The organism is Sphingobacterium sp. NPDC055346 (genome assembly GCF_053645235.1).
Genome location: NZ_JBSHMI010000002.1, coordinates 425262 through 443771 on the forward strand (window position 1 = coordinate 425262; position 18510 = coordinate 443771).

Genomic DNA, 18510 nt, shown 5'->3' on the forward strand with positions numbered 1-18510 from the left:
ATAAAATCTTTAATAGCTACGGAAGGAGGGTATGGAGGATGCCTAAAAAGTTCATAGTGTATTTTTTACACTATATTCTTTGAACTCACAAAAAAACTTTATCTTTATTGGTATTAATAAAATTTAGAAAATATACTATGAGCCTAAAAGATTTCAAAGGAGTTTTAACTGGAGATCAAGTTCAAGAGCTTTTTGAAAAAGCAAAAGAGCATAAATTTGCATTACCTGCAGTAAACATTATCGGTACAGATTCTATCAATGCTGTTATGGAAACGGCTAAGAAAGTTAATTCACCTGTGATCATTCAATTGTCAAACGGTGGAGCACAGTTCTACGCTGGAAAATCCCTGAATAATGATAATTTACAAGCATGTATTCTAGGAGCTGTTTCAGCTGCTCAACACGTACATTTATTAGCAGAGCATTATGGTGTTGCCGTTATTTTGCACACTGACCATGCTGCCAAAAAATTATTGCCTTGGATTGATGGATTGTTGGACGCTGGCGAGAAATTCTTTGCTCAACATGGCAAGCCATTGTTTTCATCTCATATGTTGGACCTTTCTGAGGAGCCTTTGGAAGAGAACATCGAAATCTCTAAAAAATATCTAGAGCGCATGAAACCACTTGGTATGACTATCGAAATTGAATTAGGCGTTACTGGTGGTGAAGAGGACGGAGTGGATAACTCTGACGTTGATAGCTCAAAACTATATACTCAACCAGAAGAGGTTGCTTATGCTTTTGAAGAGCTTTCTAAAGTTTCTGATAAATTCACGGTAGCTGCTGCATTTGGTAATGTACATGGTGTTTATAAGCCAGGAAACGTGAAGTTACAACCTGTTATCTTACATAACTCTCAAGAATACATCCGTGAGAAATTCAACTTAACGGCTGAAAAACCAGTTAATTTTGTATTCCATGGTGGTTCTGGTTCTTCTCCTGAAGAAATCGTAGAAGCAATTTCCTATGGTGCTATCAAAATGAACATCGATACAGATATGCAATGGGCTTTCTGGGACGGTGTAAGAAAATACGAAGCTAAAAACCACGATTTCCTACAGGCGCAGATCGGTAACCCAGAAGGTGCTGATTCTCCAAACAAGAAATATTACGACCCTCGTGTTTGGTTGCGTAAAGGTGAGGAAGCTTTCGTTGAGCGTTTGGAACAAGCTTTTGCTGAATTGAACGCTGTAAATGCTACAGATAAAATTTAATTCTTAATCGAATTACAAGTATAATAAGGGAGCTTTCCATTGCGGAAAGCTCTCTTTTTTTGTCCAGGTATCGGCTTTAATCCTGACCTCATTCGAGGCATATTCGAGAACGCCGAATTGGGTAAAGGATTTCTCGAATATGCCTCGAATAATACCCGATGCGAAGTAAGTAGATTTCTCTCGGAATGTTGGAGGGTAAAAAGGTCTTTTGGCCATTTTATTCTCCTTATCATGGAAAATCTGAATCTGTTGAAAACAATTCCGGTATCAGCATACTAAGCTAAGTTTAAACTCGTATATATTAATAGGAATACCTTATAAGAGGGGTTAAGAAATTGTGAAGTAAGTCAAATGTAAAATTGTCCTTTATCACATGTTTTATGCTATATAATCCTTAATATTACAATAAGAAGCAAATAAGAATGTATAAGGATCGATTTATAAATTATTTAAAATTTGAGAAGCGGTATTCTGAACATACGATCATTGCTTATGAGCGTGAAATAGATGGGCTGTTCCAATTTTTGGAAGTCGAGTCCATGCCCTTTGAGGAAATTGACTATCGATTTTTGAGGTATTATTTTTCTAATTTAAAGGAGCAGGGCAAGGAGGCCACTTCGGTGAATCGGGCGATATCTTCATTGAAATCATTCTATAAATTTTTAATGCGCGAAGGTCTGGTCAAGCAGAATCCGATTGCCTTGATCAAATCCTTGAAAACAGCCAAGAAACTACCCGTAGTCGTCGAGAAAGAAAAGATGATCAAGTTATTGGACCATATGAATTCATCGTCTGAGGATTTTGAGCAAATCCGTGATTTCATCGTTTTGGAACTCTTGTTCGGAACCGGTATTCGTTTGGCGGAATTGTTAAAAATAAAGGAGCAGGATATTGATTTTTATAATAAAAAAATACTTATATTCGGAAAAAGGAGCAAGGAGCGTTTTGTTCCCATACACCAAACATTGGCCAACGAATTGAGGAAGTATTTGGATTTGAAAAAAGCAAAAGATTTTCAAAACAAATCAACAGAATTGATCGTTAGCAAAGAAGGGAAGGAAGCTTATCCTAAACTGATATATCGAATTGTCAAGAAATACTTAAGTACGATCACTTCCCAAAAGAAAAGGAGTCCGCACGTATTGCGGCACAGCTTTGCAACCGCCCTGTTGGACAACGGCGCAGATTTAAATGCAATCAAGGAATTATTAGGTCATGCTGGGTTATCGGCAACACAAGTGTATACCCATAATTCGGCAGAACGTTTAAAATCAATTTATAAACAAGCTCATCCAAAAGCTTAAAAAAGGAGGAAAAATGAACATTACAGTGCAATCTATTAAATTTAATGCTGACAGTAAGCTAATCGAGTTCATTAAGAAGAAAGCGGAAAAACTAAATCAGTTCTTGGATAACATCATCGAAGGTGTATGTTATTTGCGACTGGAAAACGTAGAAGATGAAGCCAACAAAATAGTAGAACTTAAATTTAATGTTCCCGGCAATCAATTGTTTGCCAAAGCACAAGCTAAAAGTTTCGAGGAAGCAACGGATATTGCAATTGAATCTATTAGACGACAGATCAACAAACACAAAACCAAAACAAGAACTAATCTGAGTAATCACAAAGAAGTATTAAATCAAGAAGAAGAATTTTAACTACAATATTTAAAAACACGAAAAGGCTCCTGATGAGGGAGCCTTTTCGTGTTTTTAGACATTAGACAATAGACATCAGACATCAGACCGTTCTGGGGGTATAGCAGGGATAGATGGGTGGATGGGTAAAGATTTAAGGTTCCGCAGGAAGTTTTGTTAGCACACTGCTATTCTGAACGATCAGTGAAGAATCTGTAGACTCTTTTTTTAAAGGACGCTGTCATTCTGCACCGAAGGTGCAGGAACTGTACGCTATGTTGAGCCAGGATGCCCTTCGCGTAGCTCAGGGAATGGGATAGGAGGATGGACCAAGATCTGGTTTTGAGCCAGGATGCCCTTTGGCAGAGCTCAGGTTCTGGATAGAAGAACAAGATAGTTTTCCAACTTTGAAAATTCTGTTGTCTTATGTCTTATATCTGTTAGTCTAAACTAAACAATATGTCTATTTTAATTTGGAATAATTCTTAACAATATTTAGATTTGTTCCAAATTAAAAGAGAGCACATGATTTGTCCATTAGCAAATTTTGAAGAGATTTTCCAAACTGAGGATGGGGCTGTATACCAATGTAGCCGTAGGAACTGTTATTGGTTAGATTTTCAAGGGTCTACAACTGCTTTTAGGGTTAGGGACTTTTTTGCTTTTAAGAAGAGGGTAGATGCCATTGATCTGGAAATGATGCTGAGCAATTCGGCTAGAGCATTTGATTTTGAGATCATTATGCCCTTCAGGACCGATAGTATCTTTGTTTTATCTGTGCAAGACATCATTAAATTAAAGGCTGTACTTTCTGGTGCGAAATTTATGATCGAGCTGAATAGCGAAATCAAAGCCTGCCTACAGGCCAAAGCCTTGATTGCTATTTAATATTCTTTATAATTATACTGATTCTAAATAGCTTAGCTAATATTATGGCTAATTTAGACTGAATTTGTATTACATATTTTTCCTACAATTTCTTTCGTTTAGCTTTATCTTTGTGTTAAGGAAATCGACATAAGGTTTCTTGTTATTACATAAAAAGGAAAATATATTATGAAAGATTTATTGAAATTAAAAACATCTATCTCAGAGGAGATTGAAAACATATTGAATGAACAAGTTAAAGTAGAAGCACACTCATCAGCATTGTATTTGGCAATGTCAGCATGGTGTGATGATCAAGGCTTGGACAATGCAGCAGATTTCTTTGCTAAACAATCAGATGAAGAGCGTACTCACATGCTAAAGATCTTCAAATACATCAGCGACCGCGGTGGACGTTCTATTTCACCTGAAATCACGAATGTACCAGTTGATTTTGAATCTTTCAGAGGTGTATTCGAGCAAACATTGGAGCAAGAGATGTTCGTAACGGAACAATTTAACAAGATCGCTGACAAATGTTTCAAAGCAAAAGATTTTGTAACATTCAACTTCATTCAATGGTTCCTAGAAGAGCAAGTAGAGGAAGAATACATTGCCAGACGCATCCTAGAACTATTCGACGTAATCGGCGAAGAAGGTACTGGACGTTGGGAAATTGACCGTCATTTAGTGAAAGTAACTTTCGATGGAGAATAAAATTCTTTAAAAAGTAAAAAAAAGGGGCTAAAATCACATTTTAGCCCCTTTTTTTTATACAATTATTTTCAGTTTATACGTTTTAATAGTAAATTTCAGTTTATAGTTATTTAGTGAATTTTTAGATTGCCAATTTAGTCTATAGCTTTGTGAGAAATTACTGTTTAGGTATACTTATTTTGCTTCTAACATTTTTAGGATTTCATGAGCTCCATGCTCAAGAAGCCTTGAAAAATGTAGAAGGTGTGGTAGTTGACAGTACGGGGCTGGGGATGAAAGATGCATCGGTAAGGTTAGTTAGCAATATCGATACCATGAGCACTACCACTGATGCAAATGGCTTCTACCAATTCAGGAATGTCAAAGGGAAAAACCTCAATATTTCCTATAGTATGTTGGGATACCAGATCGTAAACAAGAGTATTCCTACTACAGTATTCATCAATAAGATTTTCGTACCGCGAGTTGTACTATACCCACAGTCCACATTAATTCCCGAGGTTAGGGTAGTAAAAGTCATCCCTGTCGTGGATCGCGGGGATACGATCCAATTCAATATGTCCGCATTTTCTTTTCCTGAACATTCACTTCTTGAAGAGGCCATCAAGCAATTGCCAGGTTTTCAGGTCCTGCGTGATGGTACAACATATTATAATGGTCAATTGATTCGGGGAGTACGAGTGGATGGCAAGAAATTCTTTGGTGGTGACCTGCTGACTGCTACGCGAAACCTCCCTTCGGAGTTTGTAAAACAGGTTGAAGTCATCAATGACTATGGCGATCTCTCTATGGCAAAAGGTATTAAGACATCAGATCCGGAAAAGATCATCAATATTATCCTAGAGGAAGATAAGAAGCGGATTACCTTTGGGCAGGGAACGATTGGTGCGGGTACACGGGACCGATTTATCGGTAGTTTAGGTATCAATAAATTCAATGATGGTCAGGAAATGTCCATTATTGGTTCCTTGAACAATACGAATACCAGTCTATTCCTTTTCGGTTCGCCAGATGGAGCTGGAGGTAGGAATACGGACCTTTCTGAGGTAGGAGACTTTTCAGACCCTAATGATGGTTTGAACAAATTAGGGTCGCTAGGGATTTCTTTTACCGATAACCTAGGCGATAATATTACCTTGAATGGAGGATATTCCTATCAAAGTAAGTTTAACCTAACGGAAGGAAATTCTTTGTTGACCTCTTCATATGCAGGCTATAAGATCCACCGTTTCGAGAAGTACCAAAGCCGTTCCTATGATAACTTGCATACCTTGAATTTGGAGATGAATGCCAAGTTCAAAAATAACGATGTATTAAAGATCAATCCAAAAGTTGCCTATAATCGGGAGTATTTCTATAACCATAGAACGACGGATTTGACCAACCGAAGATTGCATGATATAGGTGAGAGACAGGATACGACCATCAATAGTAAGCCTTCGGCTGATATTTCAGTTCTCTATTCCAAATACTTTCACAAGCCGGGAAGAAAGCTCGTTGGTGATCTGAAATTAAATTATCAATCATTGACCAAGGATGATGTGGTATCGGAATACTATGAAAGTTTTGATTCTACTGGAACCATTCCTACGATGACGAGTTATCGACAGCGGCAACTGGTGGATGCAAGAAATGATGTTGCAGGAGTAAAGAGTTCGTTATCATATGTGGAGCCTTTCTATGAACATAGTTTATTGGAGATATTCCATGAAATGGACATCAATAATATTGAAGCTGTTCGTACCGTGCGGGATCCCTATTACCTAGGTGGGGAATTTGTTGATTCCTTGGCCATGGACTATGCCTATCAGTTTAGGAGCTTTAAAACAGGATTGAACTATCAATATGAACCTAACAAGAAATTTAGGGTCAATATGGGTTTTTCGGTACAACCTGTCAATCTATCCGGAAGGGTGCGAGGTGATACCACGATCTATAAATATAATAACGTGAACCTGGTACCCTCTACCACCATCCGTTATAAATTCAGCAATGACCTGGAAATCAAATTGGCCTATTTGGGAAGAAACGTACAACCGACTTTTTTACATATCTCGCCAGTAAGGGACAACTCGAATTCAAGGAACATTATTATCGGTAACCCTTCATTGAAAGCTGAATTTTCCAATCAGTTTTCTACCACATTAAGGAAGTTCGTGCCGACCCGTGGACAGTATTTCCAGACCGATTTTGCCTATACCTTTATTGCGAATAAGATCGTAACAGCAAAGAAATCATTATCCAATGAAACCATTCAGGAAACTACTTTCGAGAATACCGATGGCTATTACGATATCAAGTGGTATTATGAGTTTAATTCGCCTATTTTTTCGGATGAGCTGAACTTAGGACTTTCAGGAAATGTAGATTATTATAATAACCTGTCCTATATCAACGATAGGAAGAGTACGACGCAACAGGTGTTATTTAACCAAAATGTGCAGTTTAGGTACTTGCCGAATGAATATTTTGAATCGGTTTTCAATACCAATTATTTCCTGAACCGTGCTGTTTACGAGCTTCCCTATAAAAATAAGATTGCTGCCCATTCCTTTTTGTTGAGTTTGGCAGGTAGAGGTTATCTTTCGGAGAATTTTGTTTTAGGTGCTGAGATGTCGCAAAAGTTTTATAATGGTTATGTGAGCGAATTGAGTGATGTAAATCCAACTATTATCAATACCTACCTAGAATATAGCTTTTTGAAAAACAAAGCAGCATTAATTAGGTTACAATGTAATGATATCATGGACCAGAACAAGAATGTGGGGGTAATGACTTCATATGTTGGTAACGATGTATTTGAATCTAGGAACAATAGGTTGGGGCGATACTTTATGTTGACCTTTAACCTACGTTTGCAAACTTATCCGAATAAATAAATGAGAGCAGCAGTAATGACAACATTTGGAGGGCCTGAGGTTTTTCAAATTGAAGAAAGGGAAGATTTAACACCGACTGGGGATGAGCTAGTGATTGAGGTCAAGGCTGCTGGAATCAACCGTCCAGATGTCTTTCAAAGAAAGGGGCATTATCCAGCTCCAGCGCATGTCATCCAAGAAATTCCAGGTTTGGAAGTTTCCGGTATCGTTAGCTCCATTGGACCAGAGGTGCACAGATTTAAGGTTGGGGATGAAGTGATGGCTCTGTTGCCAGGTGTAGGTTATGCGACCCAAGCTTGCGTATCAGAAAGAGCATGTTTGCCAAAGCCCAAAAACTTGAGTTTTGAGGAGGCAGCTTGTATTCCGGAGACGGTTTATACTGTTTGGCATAATGTCTTTCAAAGGGGGCGATTAAAGAGGGGTGAGCGGGTACTGATCCATGGAGGAACAGGAGGCATTGGGACCACGGCAATTCAGATTTGTAAGCAATTTGGTGCCATAGTCTATTGTACCGTAGGGTCAGAAGAAAAAAGAAAGGTAGCTTTGGACCTTGGTGCTGATAAAGCCATTAATTATAAGACTGAAGATTTTGTTGATGTCCTCAAGCCGGAAGGTCTGGATGTAATATTGGACAGTATAGGTGGGGTATATTTCAACAAGCATATCGCATTGCTGCATGAAGATGGAAGGTTGGTACAGATCAATGCCATGGAAGGCGGAAAAGTGGAATTGAATCTTCTGAAGCTGATGCAAAAACGGATCACGGTGACGGGTTCGACATTGAGAGGGCGAGACCTTTCTTTCAAAGGAGAGTTGACAAAAGAAATTGAAACAAATATTTTACCTCTTTTAGAAAAAGGGGAGATCAGACCACTGCTAACTAAAATCTTTCCCTTTGAGGAGGTAATTGAGGCACATCGCTATTTTGAGAGTCCAGAACAGTATGGGAAAATAGTGCTTAGAATGGATAGCTAAATACTTTTAGCGATTGGCTTTGTCAATTATTTTCCTATATTTAGAAATTGATAAAACCTATTTTTCACAAAATGAACTTAAAATTTATTACTACAGCTTTATTGATAGGTACGACTGTCTTATCAGGATTTGCTCAAAAAGTTGGGAAGGTTGAGAAACCGATCGATTTGGTGAGCACCTTGGTGGGTACACAATCTACTTATTTTTTATCCAGCGGTAATACTTATCCAGCGATAGCCCTGCCATGGGGGATGAACTTTTGGAGTCCCCAAACCGGAAAGATGGGCGATGGATGGATGTACACCTATACCGCAGAGAAATTGCGTGGAATAAAACAGACCCATCAGCCATCACCTTGGATGAACGATTATGGTCAATTTTCCATTATGGCGATGGTCGATAATAAGACTTTCGATCAGGACAAACGTGCGAGTTACTTTTCGCATAAGGCCGAGGTTGCAAGACCACATTACTATTCAGTATACCTTGCTGACTATGATACGAAGGTGGAGCTAACTCCGACAGAACGTGCTTCATATTTTAGGTTTACTTTTCCAAAAACAGATTCAGCTTTTGTATTGATCGATGCTTTTGATAAGGGTTCTTACGTAGAAGTTATTCCTAAGGAGAACAAAATCGTTGGTTATAGTACGAAGAACAGCGGTGGAGTTCCTGAGAACTTCAAGAATTATTTCGTGATGACCTTTGATAAGCCATTTGCGAATGTTTCAACTTTCGCTGATTCAGTTTTGACTGATGGCCGGTATATGGTAAAAGCAGACCACGTGGGCGCTATTGTAGGGTTCCAGAATGCGAATGCAGGTGAACAAGTGTTGATGAAAGCTGCCTCTTCTTTTATTAGTCCTGAACAGGCGGTTCAGAACTTGAAGGAGTTAGATGGTGTAACATTTGACGAACAGGTTAAAAAAGGAGAGGATATCTGGAATAAGGAATTAGGAAAGATTGAAATAGAAGGTGGAAACATTGACCAGATGCGTACGTTCTATTCTTCCCTGTACCGATCGTTATTGTTCCCAAGGATGTTCTATGAGATCAATGCACAGGGCGAGGTGGTTCACTATTCTCCATATAATGGGAAAGTGCTACCAGGCTATATGTTTACTGATACCGGATTTTGGGATACGTTCAGGGCATTGTTTCCATTCCTGAACTTGATGTACCCAGAGATCAATGAAAAGATGCAGGAAGGCTTGGCAAACGCCTACCGTGAAGGTGGTTGGTTGCCTGAATGGGCGAGTCCTGGATATAGAAATATCATGGTCGGTAACAATTCTGCTTCTGTAGTAGCTGATGCGTACATCAAAGGGGTTAGATCTAAAGATATTGAGACCTTGTATGAGGCGGTATTAAAAGGTGCCAACAATGCAGGGCCAATAACAGCCGTAGGTAGAGCAGGTGCCGAATACTATAATGAATTGGGTTATGTGCCGTATGATGTGAAAATTAACGAAAATGCTGCCCGTTCTCTAGAATACTCTTATGATGACTTTGCTATCTATCAATTAGCAAAATCATTGAACAAAGATTCCGATAAAGATTTCTACAAAAAGAGAGCTTATAACTATCAGAAGTTATTTGACCCATCATCAGGCTTGATGCGCGGTAAGAATAAGGATGGATCATGGTCTACACCATTCAATCCATTCAAATGGGGAGATGCTTTTACAGAAGGTAACAGTTGGCATTACAGCTGGTCCGTATTCCAGGACGTTGAAGGGTTTTCGAAATTGTTAGGTGGACATAAGGCAATGGAAATCAAATTGGATTCTGTATTTACCTTACCTCCAATTTTTGATGATAGCTATTATGGCTTCCCAATCCATGAGATCCGTGAAATGCAGATTGCCAATATGGGTCAATATGCGCATGGTAATCAGCCTATCCAACATATGATCTACTTATACAATCATGTGGGAGCTCCTTGGAAGGCTCAGTATTGGATCAGGGAAACGATGAACAGAATGTATTCGCCAAATCCTGATGGATACTGTGGTGACGAGGATAACGGCCAGACTTCAGCTTGGTATGTGTTTTCAGCCATAGGCTTCTATCCAGTAACTCCTGCTACCGATGAATACGTGCTAGGATCGCCAGTATTTGATAAGGTCACTTTGCATTTAAGCAATGGCAAGACCGTGAATATCGAGTCTAAGAACAACTCTGACCAGAACCGTTATATCCAGAACATGAAATGGAATGGCAAGAACTATACAAAGAACTATATCAATCATAGTGAATTGTTGAAAGGTGCTAATCTGCAGTTTGACATGGGTGCAGAGCCTAATAAGAAAAGAGGGATCAATAAAGCTGACCTTCCTTACTCCATCAGTAAGGACGATCAATAGACTGATCAATACCTAGTGAAAAAAAAGCTCCAAGATTAGTCTTGGAGCTTTTTTTAGGTTAATAGGTTGGAGAGATTAAAAAAGGCTTGAAATCAATTCAAGCCCATAAAAATTCGTTTTATCTTACCCCATACCTTAGGGCGCGCACATGTTCCTTTACTAGATGTATTCTGGTAAATTAATTGCTTTTTGGCTAGTGAAGATTAAAAATCTTCATCATCGTCATCAAAATCATCGTAGCCGCCGATCGAATCGATATCGTCTAATCCGAATTCATCATCGTCATCAAAGTCATCATCATCGTCATCAGGACCGTTGAAGTTGAGCACTCTTTCATCAACCTTTACATCTGTTTCAATTGCTTGCATTGTAGCCATGTTGTTTATTATGATATTTTTCTTTTGTTATGTAAAATTATAGAAGAAAATTCAATTGATAAATTTTTTTTAAAAATAATTAAAACAAATTTTATCCTACCTTATAATGATTTAATCGACGATTTCACCGATACTGTTCTCTTCAGCTACAATATCTTTAAGCTGAGGGAGATCCTTGGTGCTGGATAGCCCAAAGTGGTTCATGAACTCGCCGCTGGTCGCATATAGCAGGGGCTTTCCAATGCTGTTCGCCTTTCCTGCAATCTGTATCAAGCCTTTATCCAAAAGCCTTTGAATGGAATAATCACAGTTCACACCGCGAATCTGTTCTACTTCCAATTTGGTAATCGGCTGCCTATAGGCGATGATTGCCAAGGTTTCTAGTGCTGATTGGCTCAGTTTTTTTCTTTCTTTATGGATTTGAAGCTGATTGATCGCATCGTGGTAGGCCGGTTTTGTCAAGAACTGCAATTGATCATTAATGGAAACCAATGCCAAGGGATAATCTTCGGATTCATACTTAGCCTTAAGTTTTCCAATAAACTCTGCTAATTCCACTTTACTGATCTCAATGGCCAAGGCTTCCTGTAAAATTTCACGCAGGTCTTTCTGGCTTATACCTTCGGAAGATGCAAAGATGATAGCTTCAATATTTAATATAATATCTTTCAAAACGATGCTTAATAATTAATAACCTGTTCTTCCATCTGTTCTGGTAAATCCCTGAACTTATAGGTCTGCGTCCTTAGTTGAGGTTCAAATCCAGCTTCAATGATTGCATCCTGAATGGATTTTGAAGTGAACCTGTGGGGAGCACCAGCAGCGGAAACTACATTCTCTTCAATCATGATGGATCCAAAATCGTTAGCACCGGAATGAAGACAGATTTGTGCAGTCTGCTTTCCGACGGTTAACCAAGAAGCTTGGATATTCTTGACGTTAGGGAGCATAATTCTGCTTAGGGCGATCATCCTGATGTATTCATCTGCCGTTACATCATTGGTGATGCCCCGAAGGCGTTTCAATAAGGTTCCGTCATCCTGGAATGGCCAAGGGATAAATGCGATGAATCCATAGGCATCGGCAGGTTTTTCGCTTTGTACCTCACGGATCCATACCAAATGCTCAAAGCGTTCTTCGATGGTCTCAATATGACCGAACATCATGGTTGCTGAAGTTGGCAAGTTGATTTTATGGGCTGCACGCATGACATCCAACCATTCCTGGCCGCCACATTTACCTTTAGAGATTAATCTGCGTACGCGGTCATTCAATATTTCTGCACCAGCACCTGGCAAGGAGTCAAGACCGGCCTCTTTCATGGCCGTCAGGACTTCAAGATGGCTCATGCCTTCCAATTTTGCAACGTGGGCAATTTCGGGAGGGCCTAAGGAGTGCAGCTTCAGGGCTGGGTAAAGTTCTTTTAATTGTTTGAATAGGTTGGTGTAGAAACTCAATCCTAGATCAGGGTGATGTCCACCTTGCAACAGTAATTGATCACCACCATAGCGGAACGTTTCTTCGATTTTCTGCTTATAGGTTTCAATGTCCGTAATGTAACTTTCTTCATGGCCCGGGCGTCTGAAGAAATTACAGAATTTGCAGTTAGCGATACATACGTTGGTCGTATTCACGTTCCTGTCAATCTGCCAAGTTACCTTACCATGGGGAACTTGAATCTTACGCAGTTCGTTGGCTACAAAAGCAAGGTCTGCGGTTGCCGCTTCTTTATATAAGAAAATGCCTTCTTCTTTTGTCAAGAAGTCAAAGTTCAAGGCACGTTCTAACAGTTTGTTTACATTCATGTAATAACAAAGATACGGAGCTTTTTATGAAATCGGAAGATGTAAAATAGAATTGAAATGGATTAAAATTAACCTAAATAACACCTAATCAATTTGTTGCTTGAAGATAAGTGCTTGTTCAGGTAATCAAATTAATTTTTAGAATAAATTTTGGAATACAAAAACTTATAAATCAGTTAGTTGTTTTAATAATAAGCTTACATTTATTTTACTTACAGTTTACCGTTTTATAATAAAGTAGCGTTGAAAATTCATATATTTAAGTACACTACAAAGGAGGTCATTGATGAGCCACGACATTATCCATATTGAACGTACATACCCAATTTCTACAGCTGCATTATGGCAGGCTATGACCGATAAGCAAAAGTTAAAGGACTGGTTCTTTGATATCCCTAATTTCAGTACGGAGGTTGGTGCCCAATTTGAGTTTTCAAAGGTTGAAAGGCAGGAAAAGGATTTTCACCAATGCCAAGTTTTGGAGGTAAAACCGGAGGAACTATTTAAGTTTACTTGGCGCCATCCAAAGCAAAAAAAAGGGAATTCAGTTATTACTTGGAGGTTTATTCCAAGGAGGGGAGCAACCACTTTGCATTTGACCCATGAAGGTTTGGAACATTTCAGAGATGCCGGAGAACAATTTTCCCAAGAACGTTTTGAGTCGGGTTGGGAAAGGATCTTGGGTGATTCACTAACAAAATTTATCGAAAAATTGTGACACAGGGTTTTGTCATAACCCTTTGAATATCATTTTTCTACTTCTTAATTAATGAATTCTTGCTGCGAAGAATAGCAATGGGAATTCATTTTTTTTTACATTTAGTTTTGAAACCTATTCTATTCGTTCACGGATCTAAAGATTTATATGAAGAAAATTTTCTCCAGTTTATATGTACAAGTCATATTAGGCATCCTTATCGGTATTTTATGCGGAGTGTTCTATCCTGATTTTGCTGTTAAACTAAAGCCTCTCGGTGACGGATTCATTAAGTTGATCAAGATGATCATCGCCCCGTTGATCTTTAGTTCCATCGTAATCGGTATCGCCGGAATGCAGGATATCAAGAAAGTCGGAAAGATTGGTTTGAGTTCCTTGATCTATTTTGAGATCATGACCACCATTGCCCTGATCATCGGATTGGTATTTGTGAACCTGATCCAGCCAGGTACGGGGATGAACGTTGATCCCAAGACTTTAGATCCTTCAGCCGTTTCTCATTATATACAGGAGTCCAAGGAACATAATAGCGTGATGGATTTTATCCTGAGCATTATTCCCAATAATGTTATTGCAGCCGTCGCATCAGATAATCTTCTTCAAGTGCTATTGTTTGCTGTTTTGTTTGGAATTGGGCTTACGAAAATTGGTGAAAAGGCTTCAGCCCCAGTGATCGATGTCCTGCAATCCTTCTTAAAAGGTTTGTTTGCAGTCATTAAGATGATCATGTATTTGGCACCGATTGGTGCAATGGGGGCGATGGGCTTTACCATTGGAAAGTATGGGATCGAAGCATTATCCTCCTTAGGGTTATTGATGCTCAGTTTTTATGGCACCTGTATCGTTTTTATTGTAGGTGTGATTGGTGCTGTGCTCTATTTTTATGTGAATGTCAATATCTTCAAGTTACTAAAGTACATTAAAGAAGAGTTATTGATTGTTTTGGGTACTTCTTCTTCTGAATCGGCATTACCTGGCCTGATGCAAAAATTGGAAGATGCAGGCTGTTCCAAACCGATCGTTGGTTTAGTTATTCCTACTGGTTATTCATTCAACCTGGATGGTACCTGTATCTATCTGACCATGGCAGCTGTGTTTATTTCACAGGCCCTTAATATGCACCTCAATCTAGAACAGGAAATTACCCTGCTCTTGGTTCTCTTATTAACTTCTAAAGGCGCCGCTGGTGTAACCGGAAGTGGTTTTGTAACCCTTGCGGCAACTTTGCCCGTTGTAGGGCATATCCCTGTTGAGGCAGTGGGTTTGATCTTAGGGATTGATCGTTTTATGAGTGAGGCTAGGGCATTGACCAATATTATTGGAAATGCTACTGCTACCATAGTGGTCGCCAAATATGAAAAGGGCTTGGATGAGGACCTCCTTCATGAAAAGCTGGGTTCTGCGCATGCAGAGATTAAATAAGATCTGGAATCGCCTCATAAGGGCGATTTTTTATTTAAAGAATTTGATAAATCACAACACGAAAACTAAAAAAGTAAAACATTAGCCTCCTTTTATTGGTTAGAGTAATATTCCAAGTTGATATTGTATCACAGTTTAAGATTTTTATATGGATTTAAAGTCTAATGAACCTTTTTGGTTGGTCAAGAATGGAATTATTTCATCTTATCCTTCCTTGAGAAATGATTTAGCATGCGATGTTCTGGTCGTTGGGGCTGGAATTACGGGTAGTCTGATTGCACACCAATGCGTGGAGCTGGGTTATGAAACGGTCGTGATCGATAAAAGAGAAGTCGTGAACGGGAGCTCCTCGGCTACTACATCCATGTTGCAATATGAGATTGATACCCCCTTGTATCAATTGATAGATATGGTTGGAAAGGAAGGTGCAGTAGAAAGTTATAAGGCTTGTTGTGAATCCATTGATAAGTTAGGGAAAATCGCCTCGAAGATAAAATCTGAAGCAGGTTTCAAAAAGAAATTATCCCTGTACTATGCCTGTAGAAAAAAAGATATTTCTTGGTTGAAAAAGGAATTTGAAGCCAGAAAGGAAGCTGGATTTGATGTGAGCTGGTTGGAAAAGGATGAGATAGAGAAAAAGTTGGAAATCAAAGATTCACATGGAGGGATTCTTTCCAAGCATGGCGGAAGTGTCGATGCCTTCCGTCTGGCGCATGATTTATTGGAGTACAATCAAAAAAGAGGATTAAAGATTTTTGATAGGAACGAGCTTGTGAGAGTGGAAGAGAAAAAGGGATTCAACCTTGTTCACTTGGATACCAAGGCTAAGATAAAAGCCAAACATATCATCTATTGCATTGGCTATGAAAGTGCCAATCTGATCAAGGAGAAGTTTGTCGATCTCCTGAGTACCTATGCCATCGTTTCGGAGGTAAATCAAAAGCTTTACGAAAAATACAATGATTATCTGATCTGGAATACCTCAGATCCCTACTTATATATGCGGACCACAGATGATGGCCGATTTTTAATAGGCGGTGAGGATGAGGAGTTCAGAAACCCTCAGAAGCGGGATGAGCTATTGGGTGAAAAATCATTGAAATTGGAAAAGGACTTTAATAAGGTCTTTGAGGATAAGTCTTTTGTAACTGATTTTACCTGGGCAGGGACATTCGGTGAGACCAAAGATGGTCTGCCATATATCGGTACTCATCCGGATTTTAAACGGTCATATTTTGTCTTAGGCTTTGGAGGGAATGGGATTACCTTCTCGGTAACAGGGATGGAAATGGTCTCGGATTGGTTAAAAGGAAAAAAACATAAACTGTCATCATACTTCGCTTTTGGAAGATAAATGTCTAATTAAAATTATAATACCATGAAAAAAAGAAAGAATACTGATGCACCTCATATTGACAGCCATCTTGTTGACAATATGAACAAGGTAATGACCACTAATGACGGCGTGCCTGTTTATGACAATAACAATACGCTAAAGGTTGGAGATAGAGGACCGTCTTTACAGCAAGATCATATCTTTTTTGATAAGCTCATGCACTTTGATAGGGAACGGATACCGGAAAGGGTGGTTCATGCCCGTGGTTCAGGTGCTCATGGATATTTTGAAGCGACCGCGGATATGAGCGAATATACTTCGGCGGACTTTCTCAAAAAAGGAACGGTGACTCCTTTGTTCGTGAGGTTTTCGACGGTTGCTGGATTTAAGGGTTCAACAGATCTAGCAAGGGATGTGAGAGGTTTTTCCGTAAAGTTCTATACCCAAGAAGGGAACTATGATTTGGTTGGGAACAGTATTCCTGTTTTCTTTATCCAAGATGCTATGAACTTTCCAGATGTCATCCACGCCGTAAAGCCTGAACCCAACAATGAGATTCCTCAAGCGGCTTCTGCACATGATACCTTTTGGGATTTTATCTCTTTGATGCCCGAGTCCGCACATATGTCTTTATGGGTGATGTCTGATCGAGCAATTCCAAGAAGCCTTCGGATGATCGAGGGATTTGGCGTACATACCTTTAAATTTATCAATTCTGCCGGAAAAGCTACTTTCGTGAAATTTCATTGGAAACCTAAATTAGGAGTGCATTCTGTAGCGTGGAATGAAGCCCAGAAGATTTCAGGTTTTGATGCTGACTTTCACCGCAGGGACCTTTGGGAAGCCATTGAAAATGGACAGTTCCCACAATGGGATCTAGGTGTTCAATTGATTCCAGAGGAAGATGAAATGAAATTTTCATTCGACATCTTAGATCCAACGAAAATAATACCTGAAGAATTGGTGCCAGTAAAGATCATTGGAACCATGACCCTGAACCGTAATCCTGAAAACTTCTTTGCAGAAACAGAACAAGCTGCATTTGACCCAGGAAGAGTGGTGCCAGGGATTGATTTCTCAGATGACCCACTATTACAAGGAAGAATCTTTTCCTATATGGATACGCAGAACTATAGGCTTGGAGGTCCAAATTTCCATGAACTGCCAATCAATAGGCCCATCAATGGAAAGCACAATAACCAAAAAGATGGTTTTGCGAGGATGGATATCCTAAAAGGCAATTCGAGTTATTTTCCAAATAGTCAAGGAAATGGTTGTCCATTTCAAGCGATGATGAAAGGAGAGGTGGGCTATCAGACCGGTAAGCAGCAAGTAGATGGAAAGAAAGTAAGGGCAAGGTCCAATTCCTTCGCAGATCATTTTACACAAGCCAGGTTGTTCTTTCATTCCTTGAGTACAGAAGAACAGACTCACCTGATAAATGCCTTCAGTTTTGAATTGTCAAAAGTCAATAAAGAAGATATCCGTAAAAGGGAATTGGCTATACTTTATCAAGTTGAGCCCGCCCTTGCAAATGCAATTGGTAAAAACCTTGGATTGAAGCCTTCAAAATCCTTAGATCCATTGACGGTAAAGTTTGCGAAGCAAAACCATCCAAACTATCCGATCCAGCCTAATAAACCAGAAGTAGAAAAGTCTGCATTCCTGAGCATGAAAGTCAAGGGCGATGAAGGAACCATAGCAAGTAGAAAGATTGCTTTTTTGGTAGATGATGGTGTTAGTAAGAAGTCGGTGGATAAAATGCGCAAAGCATTGATGAAAGAAGGAGCAATGGCTGTATTGGTTTCCTCGCATGTTGGAAATCTTAGGTATTTGGAAGGCGATATGGAAGAAGTGCAGCATTCTTACCTGACGGATTCTTCGGTTTGTTTTGATGGTTTCTATACTCCAGCTGGGGATAATATTGATAAACTTGGTCAAAACCCAGATTATCTTCAATTTGTAAATGAGGGCTATAGACATTGTAAGGCTTTAGCCTTTGCAAAAGAAGCGGAGAAACTCATTGGGAAATCTTTTATTGATAAAGATGCAGCAGTAAATTGTGAATCTGCGGGAGCCAATTGGATCAATGATTTTATCCAGGCATTGAAAAAGCATAGAATCTGGGAAAGGGAGAACAGCAGGAAAGTTCCTTCCTAGAAAAATTAAAAGAGGCCAACTTTTTACAGTCGG

16 protein-coding genes are annotated in these 18510 nt (G+C 39.2%); 12 read left to right on the forward strand and 4 right to left on the reverse strand.

The features are described 5' to 3' along the window. The first annotated feature begins 137 nt into the window (after window positions 1–137). Window positions 138–1217: a class II fructose-bisphosphate aldolase gene (gene fbaA / locus ACWICE_RS06115; protein ID WP_454297872.1), complete on the forward strand. Its 1080-nt coding sequence runs from the start codon at window positions 138–140 to the stop codon at window positions 1215–1217. A gap of 12 nt (window positions 1218–1229) precedes the next feature. Here fbaA and ACWICE_RS06120 read toward each other — a convergent pair whose 3' ends face one another. Further along, window positions 1230–1433: a hypothetical protein gene (locus tag ACWICE_RS06120; protein ID WP_454297873.1), complete on the reverse strand. Its 204-nt coding sequence runs from the start codon at window positions 1431–1433 to the stop codon at window positions 1230–1232. Between the two features lie 206 nt (window positions 1434–1639). Between ACWICE_RS06120 and ACWICE_RS06125 the strand changes: the two genes are divergently transcribed. The 7 genes from ACWICE_RS06125 to ACWICE_RS06155 all read left to right on the forward strand — a co-directional run bounded on the left by ACWICE_RS06125 (window position 1640) and on the right by ACWICE_RS06155 (window position 10659). Beyond that, window positions 1640–2521, forward strand: coding sequence for a tyrosine-type recombinase/integrase (locus ACWICE_RS06125; protein WP_185211942.1), 882 nt, complete (start codon window positions 1640–1642; stop codon window positions 2519–2521). 13 nt (window positions 2522–2534) lie between these two features. Next, on the forward strand, window positions 2535–2876 hold the full coding sequence (gene hpf / locus ACWICE_RS06130; protein ID WP_185211943.1) for a ribosome hibernation-promoting factor, HPF/YfiA family: 342 nt from the start codon (window positions 2535–2537) through the stop codon (window positions 2874–2876). 504 nt (window positions 2877–3380) lie between these two features. Further along, the gene (locus tag ACWICE_RS06135; protein WP_185211945.1) at window positions 3381–3743 is read left to right on the forward strand and encodes a DUF6686 family protein; all 363 of its coding nucleotides are present in this window, start codon (window positions 3381–3383) and stop codon (window positions 3741–3743) included. A 168-nt stretch (window positions 3744–3911) separates the two neighbouring features. Next, window positions 3912–4439: a ferritin gene (locus tag ACWICE_RS06140; RefSeq protein ID WP_185211946.1), complete on the forward strand. Its 528-nt coding sequence runs from the start codon at window positions 3912–3914 to the stop codon at window positions 4437–4439. 179 nt (window positions 4440–4618) lie between these two features. Beyond that, a complete protein-coding gene (locus ACWICE_RS06145) occupies window positions 4619–7318 on the forward strand; it encodes an outer membrane beta-barrel protein (protein ID WP_454297874.1) in 2700 nt (899 codons plus the stop codon). Then, the gene (locus ACWICE_RS06150; protein ID WP_454297875.1) at window positions 7319–8293 is read left to right on the forward strand and encodes an NAD(P)H-quinone oxidoreductase; all 975 of its coding nucleotides are present in this window, start codon (window positions 7319–7321) and stop codon (window positions 8291–8293) included. Between the two features lie 71 nt (window positions 8294–8364). Further along, on the forward strand, window positions 8365–10659 hold the full coding sequence (locus ACWICE_RS06155; protein WP_454297876.1) for a GH92 family glycosyl hydrolase: 2295 nt from the start codon (window positions 8365–8367) through the stop codon (window positions 10657–10659). A gap of 203 nt (window positions 10660–10862) precedes the next feature. Here ACWICE_RS06155 and ACWICE_RS06160 read toward each other — a convergent pair whose 3' ends face one another. The 3 genes from ACWICE_RS06160 to ACWICE_RS06170 form a co-directional block, all read right to left on the reverse strand. Continuing rightward, window positions 10863–11027 (reverse strand): hypothetical protein, encoded by a 165-nt coding sequence (locus tag ACWICE_RS06160; protein WP_185211950.1) that lies wholly within the window; start codon window positions 11025–11027, stop codon window positions 10863–10865. Window positions 11028–11147: 120 nt separating this feature from the next. Continuing rightward, the gene (gene scpB / locus ACWICE_RS06165) at window positions 11148–11708 is read right to left on the reverse strand and encodes an SMC-Scp complex subunit ScpB (protein WP_185211951.1); all 561 of its coding nucleotides are present in this window, start codon (window positions 11706–11708) and stop codon (window positions 11148–11150) included. Window positions 11709–11716: 8 nt separating this feature from the next. Then, window positions 11717–12841: a CofH family radical SAM protein gene (locus ACWICE_RS06170; RefSeq protein WP_454297877.1), complete on the reverse strand. Its 1125-nt coding sequence runs from the start codon at window positions 12839–12841 to the stop codon at window positions 11717–11719. A 286-nt stretch (window positions 12842–13127) separates the two neighbouring features. Between ACWICE_RS06170 and ACWICE_RS06175 the strand changes: the two genes are divergently transcribed. From ACWICE_RS06175 to ACWICE_RS06190, 4 genes are all read left to right on the forward strand, one after another. Next, a complete protein-coding gene (locus ACWICE_RS06175) occupies window positions 13128–13559 on the forward strand; it encodes an SRPBCC family protein (protein WP_185211953.1) in 432 nt (143 codons plus the stop codon). Between the two features lie 147 nt (window positions 13560–13706). Continuing rightward, the gene (gene dctA / locus ACWICE_RS06180; RefSeq protein WP_254530053.1) at window positions 13707–14981 is read left to right on the forward strand and encodes a C4-dicarboxylate transporter DctA; all 1275 of its coding nucleotides are present in this window, start codon (window positions 13707–13709) and stop codon (window positions 14979–14981) included. Between the two features lie 148 nt (window positions 14982–15129). Then, window positions 15130–16335, forward strand: a complete 1206-nt coding sequence (locus ACWICE_RS06185; RefSeq protein ID WP_454297878.1) for an NAD(P)/FAD-dependent oxidoreductase — start codon at window positions 15130–15132, stop codon at window positions 16333–16335. A 24-nt stretch (window positions 16336–16359) separates the two neighbouring features. Next, complete coding sequence (locus ACWICE_RS06190; RefSeq protein WP_454297879.1) at window positions 16360–18477, forward strand: catalase; 2118 nt, start codon at window positions 16360–16362, stop codon at window positions 18475–18477. Window positions 18478–18510: the final 33 nt, after the last annotated feature.